Here is a 15664-nt window from a genome sequence, read left to right as displayed (position 1 = left end):
ACTATCTAAAAGTTTAAAAGTGATTTTTCCAGTCATTGATGCCGTTTTGAATTAACTCAAAACGGCATCAATGACTTGCTGCCCCTGCGAGAAAGGATCCTCAATATTCTGTTTTTTTATCCTCTCTGAGTATGTCGAGTCCGCTAAAGACCAGACATTCTGATTATGATCAGAATAATGTTGTCTTTAATTTAATCTGTTTCATATTCGGTTTTTGAGCACCATGGAGTTGCAGGTGAAGTCCATGGAGGAATTAAAAATAGTGTTTTTATTGCTAGTCCCGGTCATTATTTCAATGACCCAACCTTATAGATTTAATCTGAAAATACGGGTAAATATTATAAATAAATGTTTAGCTATTGATTGATGATCAACATGTCCAAAACAGATTGCTAAAAGATTTTTAATTTTCATACTTTCACCTATCGTATAGCTGAACCAGCGACATATGAAAATGGAAGAATCTGGCTCACTACACGTTCCCAACGGGTCAGACCGGTAGCATCAACATAGACAATATCGTTACTATTCATCTTGAACTGTTTAGCCAGACCAAAATCTCCCAGATTTTTTAGACTTAAGTGATAGATTTCAGTCATCTTGTTGTCAGAATTGCCACGCAAGACATAAATTCGACTCGGATTGGCAGAATATGGATTAATCCCTTCGCTTTCACCCAGTACATCAGCGAGTGTCATGCCCTGATCACGGATAGGTAATGGTTTATTGGTGCCGGCTTCACCCATGACATAGATTTTCTGGTTTTCCCGAGGACTGATATACAGCGTGTCATTGGGTTGAATCAGTAGCTTATGCAAGGAATAACCCGCTTTTTCCAAAGCAATCGTATTCAGATCATAGGTCACTCCTTGGCGTACGAGCTGGATTGAAGTGGAATCACCTTGCTCATTAATCCCGCCAGCCAGGCCCAGCGCCGTATACACACTTACCGGCTGATCAGTCAGATAAAATTGTCCAGCTGATTTCACATTCCCTACTACTGAATAACGCTGTCCCTGATAGGAAATCACTCTCACGACCACATCTGGATTATTCAAATAAGGAATTAACAGACGTCGTACTTCCTGATTCACTTGTGGAAGGGTTTTCCCGGCTGCTTTATAACGATTGATGAATGGAAACTGGATATAACCATTCCGGTCAATTTGATAACCATTGTTATTGTCACTAGCTGTAGGAACTGCACTAATTTCAGGATAAGCCCATAACTGGAAAGATAAAATATCTCCTGGATTCAAGCGGTAATCCTGCACCTCAGTCTGAAAGAGAGGAGTATAATGACTGAGATTATGCGTTTGTGCAGACTGTACTACAGGTAATGTATCCTGAGTCAGTTTCACCAGATTGACTGGAGTTCCCAGTTCAGTTTGATAGATTCCTTCTGTCGGTAAATCATACGTTTGAAAGCCGGATGTTGCTGCACATCCAACCAGAGATAGGCTTAAGGTAAAAGTACCTAAAAGGTGTCTATAGTTCACTCGAAACCCCTTTATTTTTATATGTTCAGAATTGGTATTTATTAATAATTATTAATTTTTTTGAATTCGGTTTATGTGATTAACGTCTAAAAAATATAATAGATCACATACCTTGTCTATAGCTATTCTTAAGTCAATTTAATAAGTCTGAGCTGAAATTTAACTGTAAGATTGACGAAAATAGAGTGAAACCGTGATTAAATAAGCTGTAGAGATATAGTGAATTGCTTAAGATGACATAAGAATATTAATTGTTTCCAATTGTTATTTTTAAATAAGTACTGTTCTTTACTGATAGAAGGAATTAAGCCCTGAAATTAAAATAGAAAAGTATTTTCATATAATTTTTATCTAATCTAGAGGTTTTTTAGATCATTGATTTTTCTTAATATTCAATTATATTTTAATGGATTTTAAAATAATTTATTTTTATAGTAATCAAAATAATCTGTTGTTAATTAAAATAATATTTAATTCGTTTTGATGATTGTTAAATTAATATTAGTGGAAAATTATCTAAAAACTTGAAACCTATATCAGATGGATTAAGTTTAAAAAAAATTATCCAGATTTTTAAAATGTAACTACATTTGATGATTAGCTGTTCTATGGGTGGTTTGTGTAATAAAATTAATATATCTTATAGACAAATCAATAAAAACAGATATGCCTAGACGGCAACAACACATTAAAAATAATTTGTGAAAAGTAAAATAAAAAATATTAAAGGATACTCAAAATGGTGATGAATATATTGGTAACCGGTGGGGCCGGTTTTATTGGATCTGCCGTCATTCGGCATCTCATCAATGAGACTGAACATCATGTATTAAATATTGATAAGTTAACTTATGCAGGTAATCTGGAGTCACTGATTTCTGTATCGGATCATCCCCGTTATCAATTTGCGCAAACTGATATTTGCGACCATATCTCTTTAACCCGATTATTCTCAGAGTTTCAGCCAGATATCGTTATGCATCTGGCTGCAGAGTCTCATGTAGACCGTTCGATTGATGGTCCGGCAGAATTTATTAATACAAACATTGTGGGAACTTACACCTTATTAGAAGTAGCCCGAAAGTATTGGCAGAACCTATCTACAATTAAAAAGTCTAAATTTAAGTTCCATCATATTTCAACGGATGAAGTATATGGAGACTTAGAAGGTACAACAGACTTATTTACTGAAACTACGCCTTATGTACCAAGCTCACCTTATTCAGCGAGTAAAGCCAGTTCGGATCATTTGGTTCGGGCCTGGCATAGAACCTACGGTTTGCCAGTCGTAGTCACGAACTGTTCAAATAATTATGGTCCTTATCACTTTCCTGAAAAATTGATTCCTTTAATGATCTTAAATGCCCTGGATGGTAAGCCATTGCCGGTTTATGGCAATGGTCAACAGATCCGGGACTGGCTTTTCGTAGAAGATCATGCGCGTGCTTTATATCAGGTTGCCACCGAAGGCATCGTGGGGGAAACCTACAATATCGGGGGGCATAATGAAAAACAGAATATTGAGGTGGTTAAAACCATTTGTAAAATTCTGGATGAGCTCAAGCCCCGTCCGGAGGGAAAAACTTATGCAAGCCTCATTACTTTTGTTAACGATCGGCCAGGGCATGATTTGCGTTATGCGATTGATGCTTCAAAAATCGAGCGCGAACTGGGCTGGAAGCCACAAGAGTCCTTTGAAACAGGTATCCGGAAAACGGTGCAATGGTATCTGAATAATCTGGAATGGTGTCAGCGTGTTCAGGATGGTTCTTATCAACGTGAACGTTTAGGGGAGGCAGTATAATGTTAAGAACGACAAAAGGGATTATCTTGGCGGGCGGCTCAGGTACACGTTTGCATCCTATTACCAAAGGAATTTCGAAGCAGTTACTTCCAATTTATGACAAACCAATGGTTTATTACCCATTGTCTGTATTGATGTTGGCAGGTATCCGTGAAGTCCTGGTGATCAGCACACCAGAAGATATTGAAGGATTTAAGCGCTTGTTAGGGGATGGTTCACAATTTGGCATGGAGCTGAGCTATGCGATTCAGCCTCGTCCTGATGGTCTGGCACAAGCCTTTATCCTGGGTGAAAAATTTATCGGTCAAAGTAATGTATGTCTGGTATTAGGCGATAATATTTTCTATGGTCAAGGTTTTACACCGATGTTACGTCAGGCGGCAGCACGGCAAAAAGGTGCAACAGTATTTGGCTATCAGGTGAAAGATCCTGAACGCTTTGGCGTCGTAGAATTTGATGAACAGCAACGGGTAATTTCAATCGAAGAAAAACCCCAAAATCCAAAATCTAACTTTGCGGTGACGGGTTTATATTTTTATGACAATGATGTCATCCAGATTGCCAAACAGGTCAAACCTTCTGAACGGGGTGAGCTGGAAATTACCTCGATTAACCAGGCTTATCTGGAACGCGGTGATTTAAATGTTGAACTACTGGGACGTGGATTTGCCTGGTTAGATACAGGTACCCAAGGGAGTTTGCTTGAAGCCGCTCAATTTGTTGAAACATTGGAAAGACGTCAAGGCTATAAAGTTGCCTGCCTGGAAGAAATCGCCTTGAACAATGGCTGGTTGAGTAAAGAGCAAGTTTTAGCGATTGGCCACACCATGCATAAAAATGGCTACGGTCAATATTTGATTTCTTTGGTGGGGTAATGACCATGAACTTAATTGAGTGGATTGAATTACCTAACCTGGGAGATCACCGCGGCAGTCTGATCGTCGCAGAAGCCAATCGGAATATACCTTTCAGTATACAGCGACTTTATTATATTTCTGGTGCTCAACCCGATGTTCCACGCGGTTTCCATGCACATAAGCAACTTCAACAGATTGCTTTTGGAGTCCAAGGAAGTTGCAAAATGCTGATGGATAATGGCAAAGAAAAACAGGAAGTTTTGATTGCTCAGTCTAATAAGGGATTATTAATCCCACCTATGGTTTGGCATGAGATGCATGATTTTTCAGAAGATTGCATCCTATTAGTACTGGCAAGCGATCATTATGATGAAAGTGATTACATTCGTAATTATGACCAGTTTCTAAAAGAAGTAGATCAGACTTTGGTTGAGCAGATCACTAAATAATAAAATTAAAGTTAATTCATTAGAATGAAGCCCTTGCAAAAGAAGAAGCCTCAGAAGATAGAATTATAAAATAATAATAAATATTAAGGAGATATATGACGTGATTAAGCCGCTTACATCATTGCGTATGTTTTTCGCACTTTTTGTTTTTCTGAGTCATTTGGCTTTTCTAAAAGAAACAGATTATGCCAATATTTTTAATAGTATCTTTGACGAAGGCTTTTTAGGGGTCAGCTTTTTCTTTATTTTGAGTGGATTTATCTTAGCCTACAATTATAAAGAAAAGTTTTTAATCGGAAATATTTCAAAAAGAGAATTTTATATTTCTCGTTTAGCCAGAATATATCCAGTACATATTGCCACAACCATACTGGTATTTTTATTAACTTTTGCTCAGTCTGGGAAAGGTTGGGAATATTTAATCCAGCATGTTTTTCTGATTCAAAGCTTTTTTACATCAGAAGAGATCCATTTTTCATTGAATTCTCCTTCCTGGAGCATCTCGGATGAAATGTTCTTCTACCTGCTGTTTCCATTTGCATTTTTAATTTCTGAAAAAATCAGAAGTTATATTTTTATACTATATCTTATAGGTATTTTGATTCTAAATATTCAGCTTGATAAAAATCAGGATCACTATTGGTTATATATTTCACCATATGTGCGTTTTTCTGACTTCTTACTGGGTATTATCCTTTTTGATATTTTTGAAAAAGTAAATGTGGGCTATTCCAAAATTAAGCAACCTATAGTTATATTTGAATTAGGGGCTATTTTACTTTTTATTTTATTCTTTGTATTTCATAATAAAATAGATATAAGTTATAGATATTCAATTTACTATTGGGTGCCTATGGCAGCAATTATTTTAATTTTTGCCCTGTCTCATGTTGCCCAGAAAAAAAGTATAATTACCCAGTTTTTATCAAATAAATACATGGTGTTAGCAGGGGAAATCAGTTTTTCTTTTTACTTGCTACATGTTTTGGAAATACAAATTTTAAATTATATAAGAAAAATATTTTCATTGAATATGGACTTAATGCTGTTTTCCTTTTTTATATTTATTGTCACTCTAATCACTAGCTTTTTAATGTATAGGTTTATTGAAAAACTACTAAATAAGAAAGTAAAACAATTTTTATTGGAGCCAAGCTTTAAATCTAAAGGTTATGAACTAAATAAATAGGATTGTATTTAAATACTATAGGTATATTAATTTTAATTAATATGAGATTAAAAAATAAATATAAATTTTTATATGAGATTGATAAGAATGATTCCTTTTCTTGATCTGAAAGCAATAAATACTCAATACCGTGATCAACTGATTGCAGCTTGCACTCAGGTAATCGACTCTGGTTGGTATATCTGTGGCAAAGAATTAGAAAAATTTGAGCATAATTTTGCAAATTATTGTGGAACACAATATGCCATAGGTGTTGCTAATGGCTTGGATGCTCTTATTTTAACGCTACGCGCATGGAAGGAATTAGGAAAACTCAAGGAAGGAGATGAGGTTATTGTCCCTTCAAATACCTATATTGCAAGTATCTTAGCAATTTCACAAAATAATCTGAAACCGGTACTGGTTGAACCGGATATAACGACTTTTAATATTGATACCAAGAAAATTGAAGCAGCCATAACTCCAAAAACAAAGGTAATTTTGCCTGTGCATTTATATGGACAACTTGCTGCAATGCCAGAAATTATGAGCATTGCTGAAAAGTATAACTTGTTAATTTTAGAAGATTCGGCCCAAGGTCATGGTGCTGAAATAAATGGTCAAAAAGCAGGAAATTGGGGAGATGCTGCAGGTTTCAGTTTTTATCCAGGTAAAAACTTAGGCGCACTCGGTGATGGGGGAGCAATTACCACTAATGATGCTGAGTTAGCGCAGATGCTTAAAGCTATACGTAATTATGGTTCACATGAAAAATATAAAAACCTGGTACCGGGTGTAAATAGTCGTCTTGATGAAATTCAGGCTGCCATCCTGAATGTGAAACTTAAATTTTTAGATCAGGAGAATCAGCATCGTCGACATATTGCAGATCTATATTTAAAAGAAATTCACAATCCAGCAATTGAGCTACCGTGCAAAAATATAGATACCGAGACTTATGCTCAACATGTCTGGCATTTATTTGTGATCAGAACAAAATATCGGGAAAAATTACAACAATATTTAGCAGAAAACGGGGTACAGACACTCATTCATTATCCAATTCCTCCTCATCAGCAGCAGGCTTATCAGGAATGGAATGGCTTAAGTTTTCCAATTTCAGAACAAATTCATGCGGAGGTCCTAAGCTTACCAATTGGACCCACTTTATCTATGGATGAAGCAAAGCAGGTTGTTCAGTTATGTAATGGTTTTCAGGCATAGATGAATCTATTTAGGACCAGTGTACTGAATGGTGTAGCCGTTTTGATTAAAACCATCACCATGTTTGTACTGAATAAAATTCTGGCTGTATATCTAGGACCCACTGGATATGCAGCGATCGGCCAATTCCAGAATTTTATTCAAATGGTGACGACCTTTGCTGGTAGTGCCATTAATACCGCAGTAGTTAAATATACGGCTGAATATCATGAAGATGAGACTAAACAACGTGCGGTCTGGAAAACAGCAGGAAGTATTGTTTTTCTATTTAGTTTCGTTTTCGCGATTCTAATACTTATTTTTCAAAAACAGCTAGCATTATATATATTTCAATCACTTAAGTACCAAACGATTTTTATATGGTTTGCTATTTTTTTAATATTTTTCAATTTTAATACGCTATTTTTAGCCATATTGAATGGGAAAAAAGAAATTTTAAAGCTGGTGCTTGCAAATATTGCCGGTAGTTTATTTGCACTTGTGATCACTGGTGTTTTGGCAATCAAGCTGCAGTTATATGGGGCTTTAATTGCATTATCCATCTATCAGTCAATTGCATTTGTAGTGACATTAATACTCTGTCATAGAACAGACTGGTTTGAGTTTTCCTCACTATTAGGAAAAATAGACCGAGGAATTACCAAAAAATTTGCCTCATTTATTCTCATGGCATTAGTCAGTGCGATCTGTGTGCCGCTATCGCAAATGTTAATTCGGACTTACTTGACCCAAGAATTTAGTCTGGCTTATGCGGGCTATTGGGAAGCGATGATCCGTCTAAGCACAGTATATCTTTTGCTTGTAACCACTACATTAGGCGTGTATTACTTGCCGCGCTTATCAGAACTAAATGCAATTGATGAAATTAAGAAAGAGGTCTATTTAGGCTATAAGTTTATTTTTCCACTTGCTGTTCTAGGCGGAATTTGCGTTTTCATATTACGTGATTGGATTATCAACTTATTATTTAGTCCATCTTTTGCCCCTATGCAGGATTTATTTCTTTGGCAAATGATGGGAGATGCCTTGAAGATAGGAAGCTGGATACTGGCTTATTTAATGCTCAGCAAAGCAATGACCAAACTCTATATTTGTACAGAGATTATATTTACAGTGTCTCTCATTGCTTTAACTTATATATGTACTCAAGTGTTTGGTTTCGAAGGTGTTTCTATTGCTCATCTCATAAATTATGGGCTGTATTGGATCGTAATCAGTTTATTTATATTTAAACAATTAAAATAAAGAGGGAATAATATGATGATAAGTGAACAATCCTTAGTCTCTATAGTTATACCAAGTTATAATCATGAAAGGTTTATACGTGATAGCATCAAGAGTGTCATTGACCAGTCTTATCAGAATATTGAGTTAATTATTATTGATGATGGATCTACAGATGCTTCAGTAGAAAAAATACAAGAATTAATTCCATTATGTGAAAAACGGTTTACCCGATTTGAGTTTAGACATCGTCCAAATAAGGGCTTGAGCGCGACTCTAAATGAAGCATTAGAATGGGCACAGGGGGAATATTTTTCCTCCCTTGCTTCTGATGATATAATCTTAAAAGATAAAATAAAAATACAAACCAAATTTCTAAGCCAGAATAAGAACTGTATAGCTGTATTTGGAGGAGTATCAATTATTGATAATGATTCTAATCTTGTGAAAAATAGAGTTAAAAAAAGAAAAAGTTATACCTTCGACCAGATTTTATTGTTAGAACATGATTTGCCGGCTACTACACAACTTATTCGTACTCAAGCTTTAAAAAAAATAGGTGGCTACAATGCAGAAGTACAAATAGAAGACTGGTATATGTGGCTACTTTTAGCGCAAGCAGGGGAGTTATGCTATCTTCCTGTGCTTTTTGCAAAATATAGGTTGCATGATAGTAATATGCATAAGCAAACGACTCTTATGCACGATTCAAGAATGATGATTCTAAGTGAATATCAGAATCATATTTTATTTAATAAAGCAAAAAAAAGAGCTTTATGGATTAATGCATTTGAGCTAGGGCTATTATCTAAAAAGAAATCATTAGAAAAGATGATAAAAATTTTAAAAGAATATCCTTCAGAAATTTTAACATATGATTTTTTTAGATTTTTTTATTGGCTACTAATTAAAAAAGATTTTTAATAATTAAAAAATTTTATATAAACAACTATATTTTAACTTTATTTAAAAAATAATTTAGTTAGTAATATAAAAATATTAATCATTTCTTTTGCTGATTCTAGGCATTAGATAATAATAAAAGGAATGGATAATGATTATTTTAAATGAAAGTGATTCAAAGAATAACATTATTTTTTTAGATGATATTAATTTAAAAGATAAAGTGGTTATATATTTTATCTTGCTGTCATTTTTCTTATCTCAGTTTTATTTTTGGTCTAGTGGGGTTCCACAATTTAGTCACCTTTTTATTATGGCGGCTATATTTTTATTATTCAGCCGTAGCTCAAAAATAACCATCGAATACTCAAGTGTAGCCTTAATCTTTGTCGCATATACAGTTTGTGTAAATTTTGCTTGGTATTTGATCGTTCTAGATCCCAGTTATATGGTTTCTACCATTTACTGGATCTTTAACTTGTTGTTTTTTTTATTATTAATGAATTTGAGTTCCTCTCAAGTTAACTTTTTTTATGAAAAAATACTGTTTCTTATTCCATTTTCCTATGTAATAGAAATTGCGATCTGGGCAAGTGGATTAGGTCGTTACAATTTTGAACCACGATATAATGGTCTTTTTAATGATCCCAATCAGATGGCATTTTGGGTTTTAACTACCTGTGCTATCTTTTTATATATTTCTGAAAGTAATTTAAAAAAGATAATCGTTTATTTTTTAGCTTTATTCTTAATTCTTTTGACCATGTCAAGATCTGCTTCAATTGGCTTCTTAATGCTGACTTTAGGATTTATATTTAGTCAAAAAGGAGATCTGAATAAAAGAATATTTGTATTTTTTGGAATATTAGTCATTTTTAGTACCCTCAGTTACTTTTTATATCATTTAGGAGCTTTTGATAGTGTTGTTCTGCGTTTTGTCGAAGCCCTGGATCAAAAAGACAGCCAGGCAGAAGGACGAGGTCTTTTTAACTTCCTTGAATATCCTCAATATTTAATCTTTGGTGCTGGCCAAGGTGCACACTGGTTATATAACCCGAAAGGAAACGAAATTCATTCAACCTGGTTAGGTATTCTTTTTTATTATGGGATCGTCGGTATCTCTTTATTTTTAATATTTTTATATCAAATATTTAAAAAATTATCATTTTCAAACAAGCTGATATTCTTGGGGCCGATGCTATATGGGTTTACAACTTATAGTGCGCGAACACTCATTTTTTGGTTTTTATTGGCTGCTTTTTTACTATTTTCAAATAATAATAAGGAAGAATAACAATGTATATTTCTATAGGAATTCCATTTTTTAATGCTGAAAAATATTTAGAAGATGCGATTAAATCGGTATTAGCGCAAACTTTTCAAAATTGGGAATTAATTTTGGTAGATGATGGATCAATAGATCGATCTTTAGAAATTGCCCGCTCATTTAATGATCCGAGAATCCGTATCATAGCTGATGGGCATAATAGAAGATTACCTTACCGTTTAAATCAGATTATCAATGAAGCAAAGTATGATTTTATTGCACGTATGGATGCTGATGATTTAATGGCAGTGGATCGTCTTGAAAAACAGATTAAAGTACTAAATGAAAATCCAGATATTGATGTTGTAGTCACCAGCTTATATTCAATTGGAGACAAGAATGAAATTTTAGGAAAGAGAATCTATTCTAATCATCAAATGCAGCCCAAAGAAATTTTGCAAGGTGTTACTAATATACTGCATCCTTCATTACTTGCCCGAAAGGCGTGGTGTAAAAGGAACCCTTACCAAGTCGACAATTGTCTAGCTGAAGATTATGAACTATGGCTTTCAGCTGCGATAAAAAATGATTTTAATTACGTGGTCTTACAGGAACCCTTATATTTTTATAGAGAAGTTGAAAATGTAAAAAAAGAAAAAATGATCCGTGGTTACAATACCCAGATCGGAGTAATCAAAAAATATTATAATAGTACTATTTCCGATCTTGAAAAAAATAAGATTGTTTTAAAGTTTGAAATTAAAAAAATTATTGTAAAAGTACTAAATTTTTTGAACTTAATGCAGATACTACATAAGCGTAGAGTTACATCAGTCTCTGACTCCGATAAAAATTTTTATGCTGCACAATTAGAACTCATAGAGCGTATAAAGCCATGATCTCTAAAAAAATTATCATCATTGGAACAACTGCCTCTAATCTTTACGGTTTTCGAAAAGATTTTATTTTGTCTTGTCTGGCACAGAATTATCATGTTTATGCCTTTGTATCTGAATATACAAATGAATGGTTGGCCAAAATTCAAGATTTAGGAGTCACCTTAGTGACATATCAGCTTAGTCGAGGAGGATTGAATCCCTTGGCTGATTTACGTTCAACTTATCAGCTGGCTAAAAAAATAAAAGAAATTCAACCTGATATCGTATTCTCCTATTCAACTAAGCCTGTTATCTATGCAACGCTAGCTGCCTATAAGACTAAAGTGCCGTGTATTTATGGCATGATCGAAGGACTAGGATCACCTTTTACTATTCATAAATATGGCCAAAGCTTAAAGGCTAAATTCATACGTTTTGTGCAGGTGTCACTATATCGGCTTGCATTTCCATATCTAGATAAAATTATTTTTTTAAATCATGATGATCCTAAGGATTTAGTCCATCATTATAATTTGCCACATAAAAAAAATGCGATTGAAGTCTTGGGGCCGATTGGCCTTAATTTACAAGATTATGCTTATACAAAATGGAATAATCAGGAAAATATATCATTTATATTTATAGCTCGATTGATCGCTGAAAAGGGAATATTTGAATATATAGAAGCAGCAAGAATAGTAAAAAGAAAATATCCTGAAGTTGTATTTAAAATTATTGGTGGATTAGATCCTGAAAATCCAACTGGCTTAAAGCAAGCTGAATTAGATCAGCTAATACAAACAGGTATTATCGATTATAGTGGTTTTGTGACTGACGTAGACCGAAGAATACGTAATAGCGCAGTTTTTGTATTGCCGTCTTATTATCGAGAGGGGGTGCCCCGTAGTACACAAGAAGCAATGGCTATAGGACGTCCGGTAATCACCACCGATGTTCCAGGCTGCAATGAGACTGTAGTTGATGGATTGACAGGTTTCCTTATTCCTAAATGGGATGTGGCTGCATTGGTAGAGAAAATGACTTATTTTATAGAACATCCTGAACAAATAAATAAAATGGGCTATCAAGGATTTCTCTATGCTAGAAAGAATTTTAATGCGGATCATATAAACCATAGACTATTACAAATGATGGGCATTAATAGGCTTTAAAAAAGTAATAGTATTTTCCTTAATAAATAGAAAATTATATTTGATTTAAAAATAATAAATAGGATATAGATATGGGTATTATAATGAAAGAGGACTTAGGTTTTCAAATACATAAATATGAAGCTTCAGATAAAATAATATGGAATGAGTTTTTATTAAAATGTAAAAATTATCATTTTATGTTTAATCGCGACTTTATGGAATATCATGCTGATCGATTTGAGGATCTCTCACTAATATTTAAAAATGAAAAAGGGAAAATTGTAGCCTTATTGCCTGGAAATATTAAAGATAATATTTTTTATAGTCATCAAGGTTTAACTTTTGGTGGTTTTTTAATTAATAGAGATATTCATGCAGCTGACATGCTAGAATTATTTACTTTACTAAAAATTTATTTAAAACAAAAAAATATTGATAAAATTATATATAAATGTATTCCTGTTATTTATCATAATTATCCGGCTCAAGAAGACTTGTATGCTTTATTTCGAAATGATGCCAAGCTTTATCGACGAGATATTAGCGTTTCTATTGCTCTAAATGAAGAATATTCATACTCAGAAAGTAAAAGAAGATCAGTCAATAAGCTTAAAAAAAATGGGGTCAGCTGTGAGGAGGTAGAACAGCCTAGTATGGTTTGGGGAGTAATCCGAGAAGTACTCCATCAGCATCATAACCAACAACCTGTACATAATGAAGATGAAATAGATTTATTAAAAAGTCGTTTCCCTAATAATATAAGAGCATATAAATGTTGTCTTGATGGAAATATTGTGGCAGGAGCAGTGACTTTTGAAACAGAAAGAGTAGTTCATACTCAATATTTGGCTAGTAATGATAAAGGTAGGGAGAACAAGGTATTAGATTATCTCATTGATCATTTAATAGACAAAAGTAAGAAAAATGCCAAAATATTTGATTTCGGTACTTCTAATGAAAATGAAGGGAAATACTTAAACATTGGATTGATTGATCAAAAAGAAAGATTTGGTGCACGTGGTATCGTACATGATTATTATAGTATAGATTTATGATTATTTAATTTTAACTAGAATTACTCCACCTCATTATTAGCCAGAGGTGGATTTCTAATTTTCTTAAATTTTATATCTTATCTGGTTTTATATATTTAAGACTGCCTCAATAGAATAAAAATAACGTTATCTTGGTTATATAATTAATTAGAAATATATTAAATTATAAAATTAAAATGGAGTTCTATTGTGATATAGCGCTCACTAATTATTTATATATTACATTTTGTCACATTTTATTTAGTGTGAGATTTGCTATATTTTAAAAAAATTATTTCTCTTAATAATAAAATATATTTCATTATCAACTGATCTATTGTAATTATAAATTATTTACTTTAATTTGGTGTAAGTAATTAATATTTATACAAAAAAATATAAATTTAATTTTATTATTAAGTGAATTTTAATTAATTTTAGTTAAATATATATTTTAATAAAAATAATAATAATATTTTTAAAAAGCAAAAATATGGAATTGGCTAACAATAGTCTCCCTACTTTAATAAAAATACAATTGATATGATGCGTAGATAGACATAGTGAGGTGTTTATTAATGGATCTACAACAAGAAAAAAATAAGATCGAAAACTTTGTGAAAAACTCTATTACAACACGTAAATCTTTATTTATTGAAAAAGATAATATTTTCTTAAAAAAAAACCTTATAGAAAAAGAAGGATATCAGAACCAGATCATTCAATTTTCTCCACGGATAAATAAAGCGGCTAAGCTAGATAAAAAAAAATCCTGGTATTATCGGGGGAAGAAAGATCTAATTTTAAAAAATGCCTTAACATCTTACCCTCATCTATATTCTAGTGCTGACCTTTATAGGAATGATATAAAAGTTGCTAAGCGATTAATCGATATTATTATTTCTCTTACTGCTATATTTATATTATTGCCTGTTTTTATCGTCATTGCTTATAAAGTACGTAGAAATCTAGGCTCACCAATTTTCTTTTATCAAGAACGACCTGGTAAAAATGGAAAGCTCTTTAAAATGATTAAGTTTCGTTCTATGAGAAATGCATTTGATCAGGATGGTAATCCTTTACCAGATAAATTTCGAATTACACCCTTTGGTCAAAAACTACGTTCTACCAGCTTGGACGAAATGCCTCAGCTTATAAATGTCTTAAAAGGGGATATGAGTATTGTTGGGCCTAGACCTCAAATGAAAGAATTTCTAGAACATTATACGGCTGAACAAATGCGAAGACATGAAGTAAAACCCGGTATGACAGGGCTTGCTCAAGTCAGTGGACGTAATAATTTATCTTGGGAAGAAAAATTTGACTTAGATGTTCAATACGTTGAGCAAAATAATATTTGGCTAGATTTTAAAATTATGTTTAAAACAGCTAAGGTGATGTTTAATCAAGAAGGAATTAATGCGCCAGATCAAGAAGTTGGTGCAGCACGATTTTGTAGAAAGGAGGTCACTGAAAACCCTTTACGTGCAAAAGAAGTGAAATAATTTAATAAAGTTCATTATTACTAAAAAATATTTTAACTTCTCCTAATTATTTTTTAGAAGATTCCTTTTATTTTAATAAAGGTTTATTATTTTTTTAATTATTTCTGGTTGAAATATATTAATCTTATTATTAGATGCTTTTACTAGTTATATTTAATATCTAAGAAAATTTTATAATATTGTATATTTACGATTTTCCATATTAAAAAAATAAGCAAGTAAGCTGATAAAGGCTTATCTAATAAAAATTATTCATTTAAAATAGAGTTTATTAATAATTTAATATCTAAAAAAGATGCTAATGATATTAATAATAAAAAATAGATAGTTAAATTTTTGATATTTTAGAATCAAGGTTGGTATTTAAATTTATTGAAGTAAAAAAATTTATATTAAATATTATTTTTAATTTTATTAGTCATTATAAGACTATAACTAATTTCATAGTAGAATAAATAGGCTTTGTTGCACAAACCTATCTGTAAAGGCTTTTTCAGCGATATAATTTTCAAATGAAGAAGCCTACACATAAAATCTACCGCACAACCAATTGGCCCGCATATAACCGAGTACTCATGAGTCGCGGAAATATTGCCATTTGGTTTGATCCTGCTACGCAATGGTATGCTCCATCAAAAGGCAAACAAGGGCGAAATCAAACCTACTCCGACGCAGCTATCCAATGCTGCTTAATGATT

14 protein-coding genes are annotated in these 15664 nt (G+C 32.8%); 13 read left to right on the top strand and 1 reads right to left on the bottom strand.

The window, feature by feature from the left end:
- Positions 1–422: 422 nt before the first annotated feature.
- On the bottom strand, positions 423–1499 hold the full coding sequence (locus FTU03_RS10010; protein WP_179992915.1) for a polysaccharide biosynthesis/export family protein: 1077 nt from the start codon (positions 1497–1499) through the stop codon (positions 423–425).
- Positions 1500–2244: 745 nt separating this feature from the next.
- Between FTU03_RS10010 and rfbB the strand changes: the two genes are divergently transcribed.
- From rfbB to FTU03_RS09945, 13 genes are all read left to right on the top strand, one after another.
- Positions 2245–3303: a dTDP-glucose 4,6-dehydratase gene (gene rfbB, locus FTU03_RS10005; protein WP_179992916.1), complete on the top strand. Its 1059-nt coding sequence runs from the start codon at positions 2245–2247 to the stop codon at positions 3301–3303.
- The gene (gene rfbA, locus FTU03_RS10000; protein WP_104426847.1) at positions 3303–4178 is read left to right on the top strand and encodes a glucose-1-phosphate thymidylyltransferase RfbA; all 876 of its coding nucleotides are present in this window, start codon (positions 3303–3305) and stop codon (positions 4176–4178) included. Before rfbB ends, rfbA begins: the two co-directional genes overlap by 1 nt.
- Positions 4178–4609: an FdtA/QdtA family cupin domain-containing protein gene (locus tag FTU03_RS09995; RefSeq protein WP_257225621.1), complete on the top strand. Its 432-nt coding sequence runs from the start codon at positions 4178–4180 to the stop codon at positions 4607–4609. The genes rfbA and FTU03_RS09995 overlap by 1 nt, the downstream gene beginning before the upstream one ends.
- A 100-nt stretch (positions 4610–4709) precedes the next feature.
- Complete coding sequence (locus FTU03_RS09990; protein ID WP_179992917.1) at positions 4710–5798, top strand: acyltransferase; 1089 nt, start codon at positions 4710–4712, stop codon at positions 5796–5798.
- A gap of 87 nt (positions 5799–5885) precedes the next feature.
- On the top strand, positions 5886–7001 hold the full coding sequence (locus FTU03_RS09985; protein ID WP_179992918.1) for a DegT/DnrJ/EryC1/StrS aminotransferase family protein: 1116 nt from the start codon (positions 5886–5888) through the stop codon (positions 6999–7001).
- Positions 7002–8246, top strand: coding sequence for an O-antigen translocase (locus tag FTU03_RS09980; protein ID WP_179992919.1), 1245 nt, complete (start codon positions 7002–7004; stop codon positions 8244–8246).
- 15 nt (positions 8247–8261) lie between these two features.
- Complete coding sequence (locus tag FTU03_RS09975) at positions 8262–9149, top strand: glycosyltransferase (protein ID WP_179992920.1); 888 nt, start codon at positions 8262–8264, stop codon at positions 9147–9149.
- A 130-nt stretch (positions 9150–9279) separates the two neighbouring features.
- On the top strand, positions 9280–10422 hold the full coding sequence (locus tag FTU03_RS09970; RefSeq protein ID WP_179992921.1) for an O-antigen ligase: 1143 nt from the start codon (positions 9280–9282) through the stop codon (positions 10420–10422).
- Positions 10423–10424: 2 nt separating this feature from the next.
- Positions 10425–11294, top strand: a complete 870-nt coding sequence (locus FTU03_RS09965) for a glycosyltransferase family 2 protein (protein ID WP_179992922.1) — start codon at positions 10425–10427, stop codon at positions 11292–11294.
- Positions 11291–12445 carry a glycosyltransferase family 4 protein gene (locus FTU03_RS09960; protein ID WP_179992923.1) on the top strand — a complete coding sequence of 385 codons (1155 nt, stop codon included), beginning with the start codon at positions 11291–11293 and terminating at the stop codon, positions 12443–12445. Before FTU03_RS09965 ends, FTU03_RS09960 begins: the two co-directional genes overlap by 4 nt.
- 71 nt (positions 12446–12516) lie before the next feature.
- A complete protein-coding gene (locus FTU03_RS09955; protein ID WP_257225622.1) occupies positions 12517–13482 on the top strand; it encodes a GNAT family N-acetyltransferase in 966 nt (321 codons plus the stop codon).
- 845 nt (positions 13483–14327) lie between these two features.
- Positions 14328–14966: a sugar transferase gene (locus FTU03_RS09950; protein WP_179992929.1), complete on the top strand. Its 639-nt coding sequence runs from the start codon at positions 14328–14330 to the stop codon at positions 14964–14966.
- Between the two features lie 512 nt (positions 14967–15478).
- On the top strand, positions 15479–15664 hold a 186-nt coding region (locus FTU03_RS09945), incomplete at its 3' end, for a transposase (RefSeq protein WP_179992924.1).

Source organism: Acinetobacter sp. YH12046 (genome assembly GCF_013419905.1).
Classification (GTDB): Bacteria; Pseudomonadota; Gammaproteobacteria; order Pseudomonadales; family Moraxellaceae; genus Acinetobacter.
This window is presented reverse-complemented; position numbering and strand designations above follow the sequence as displayed.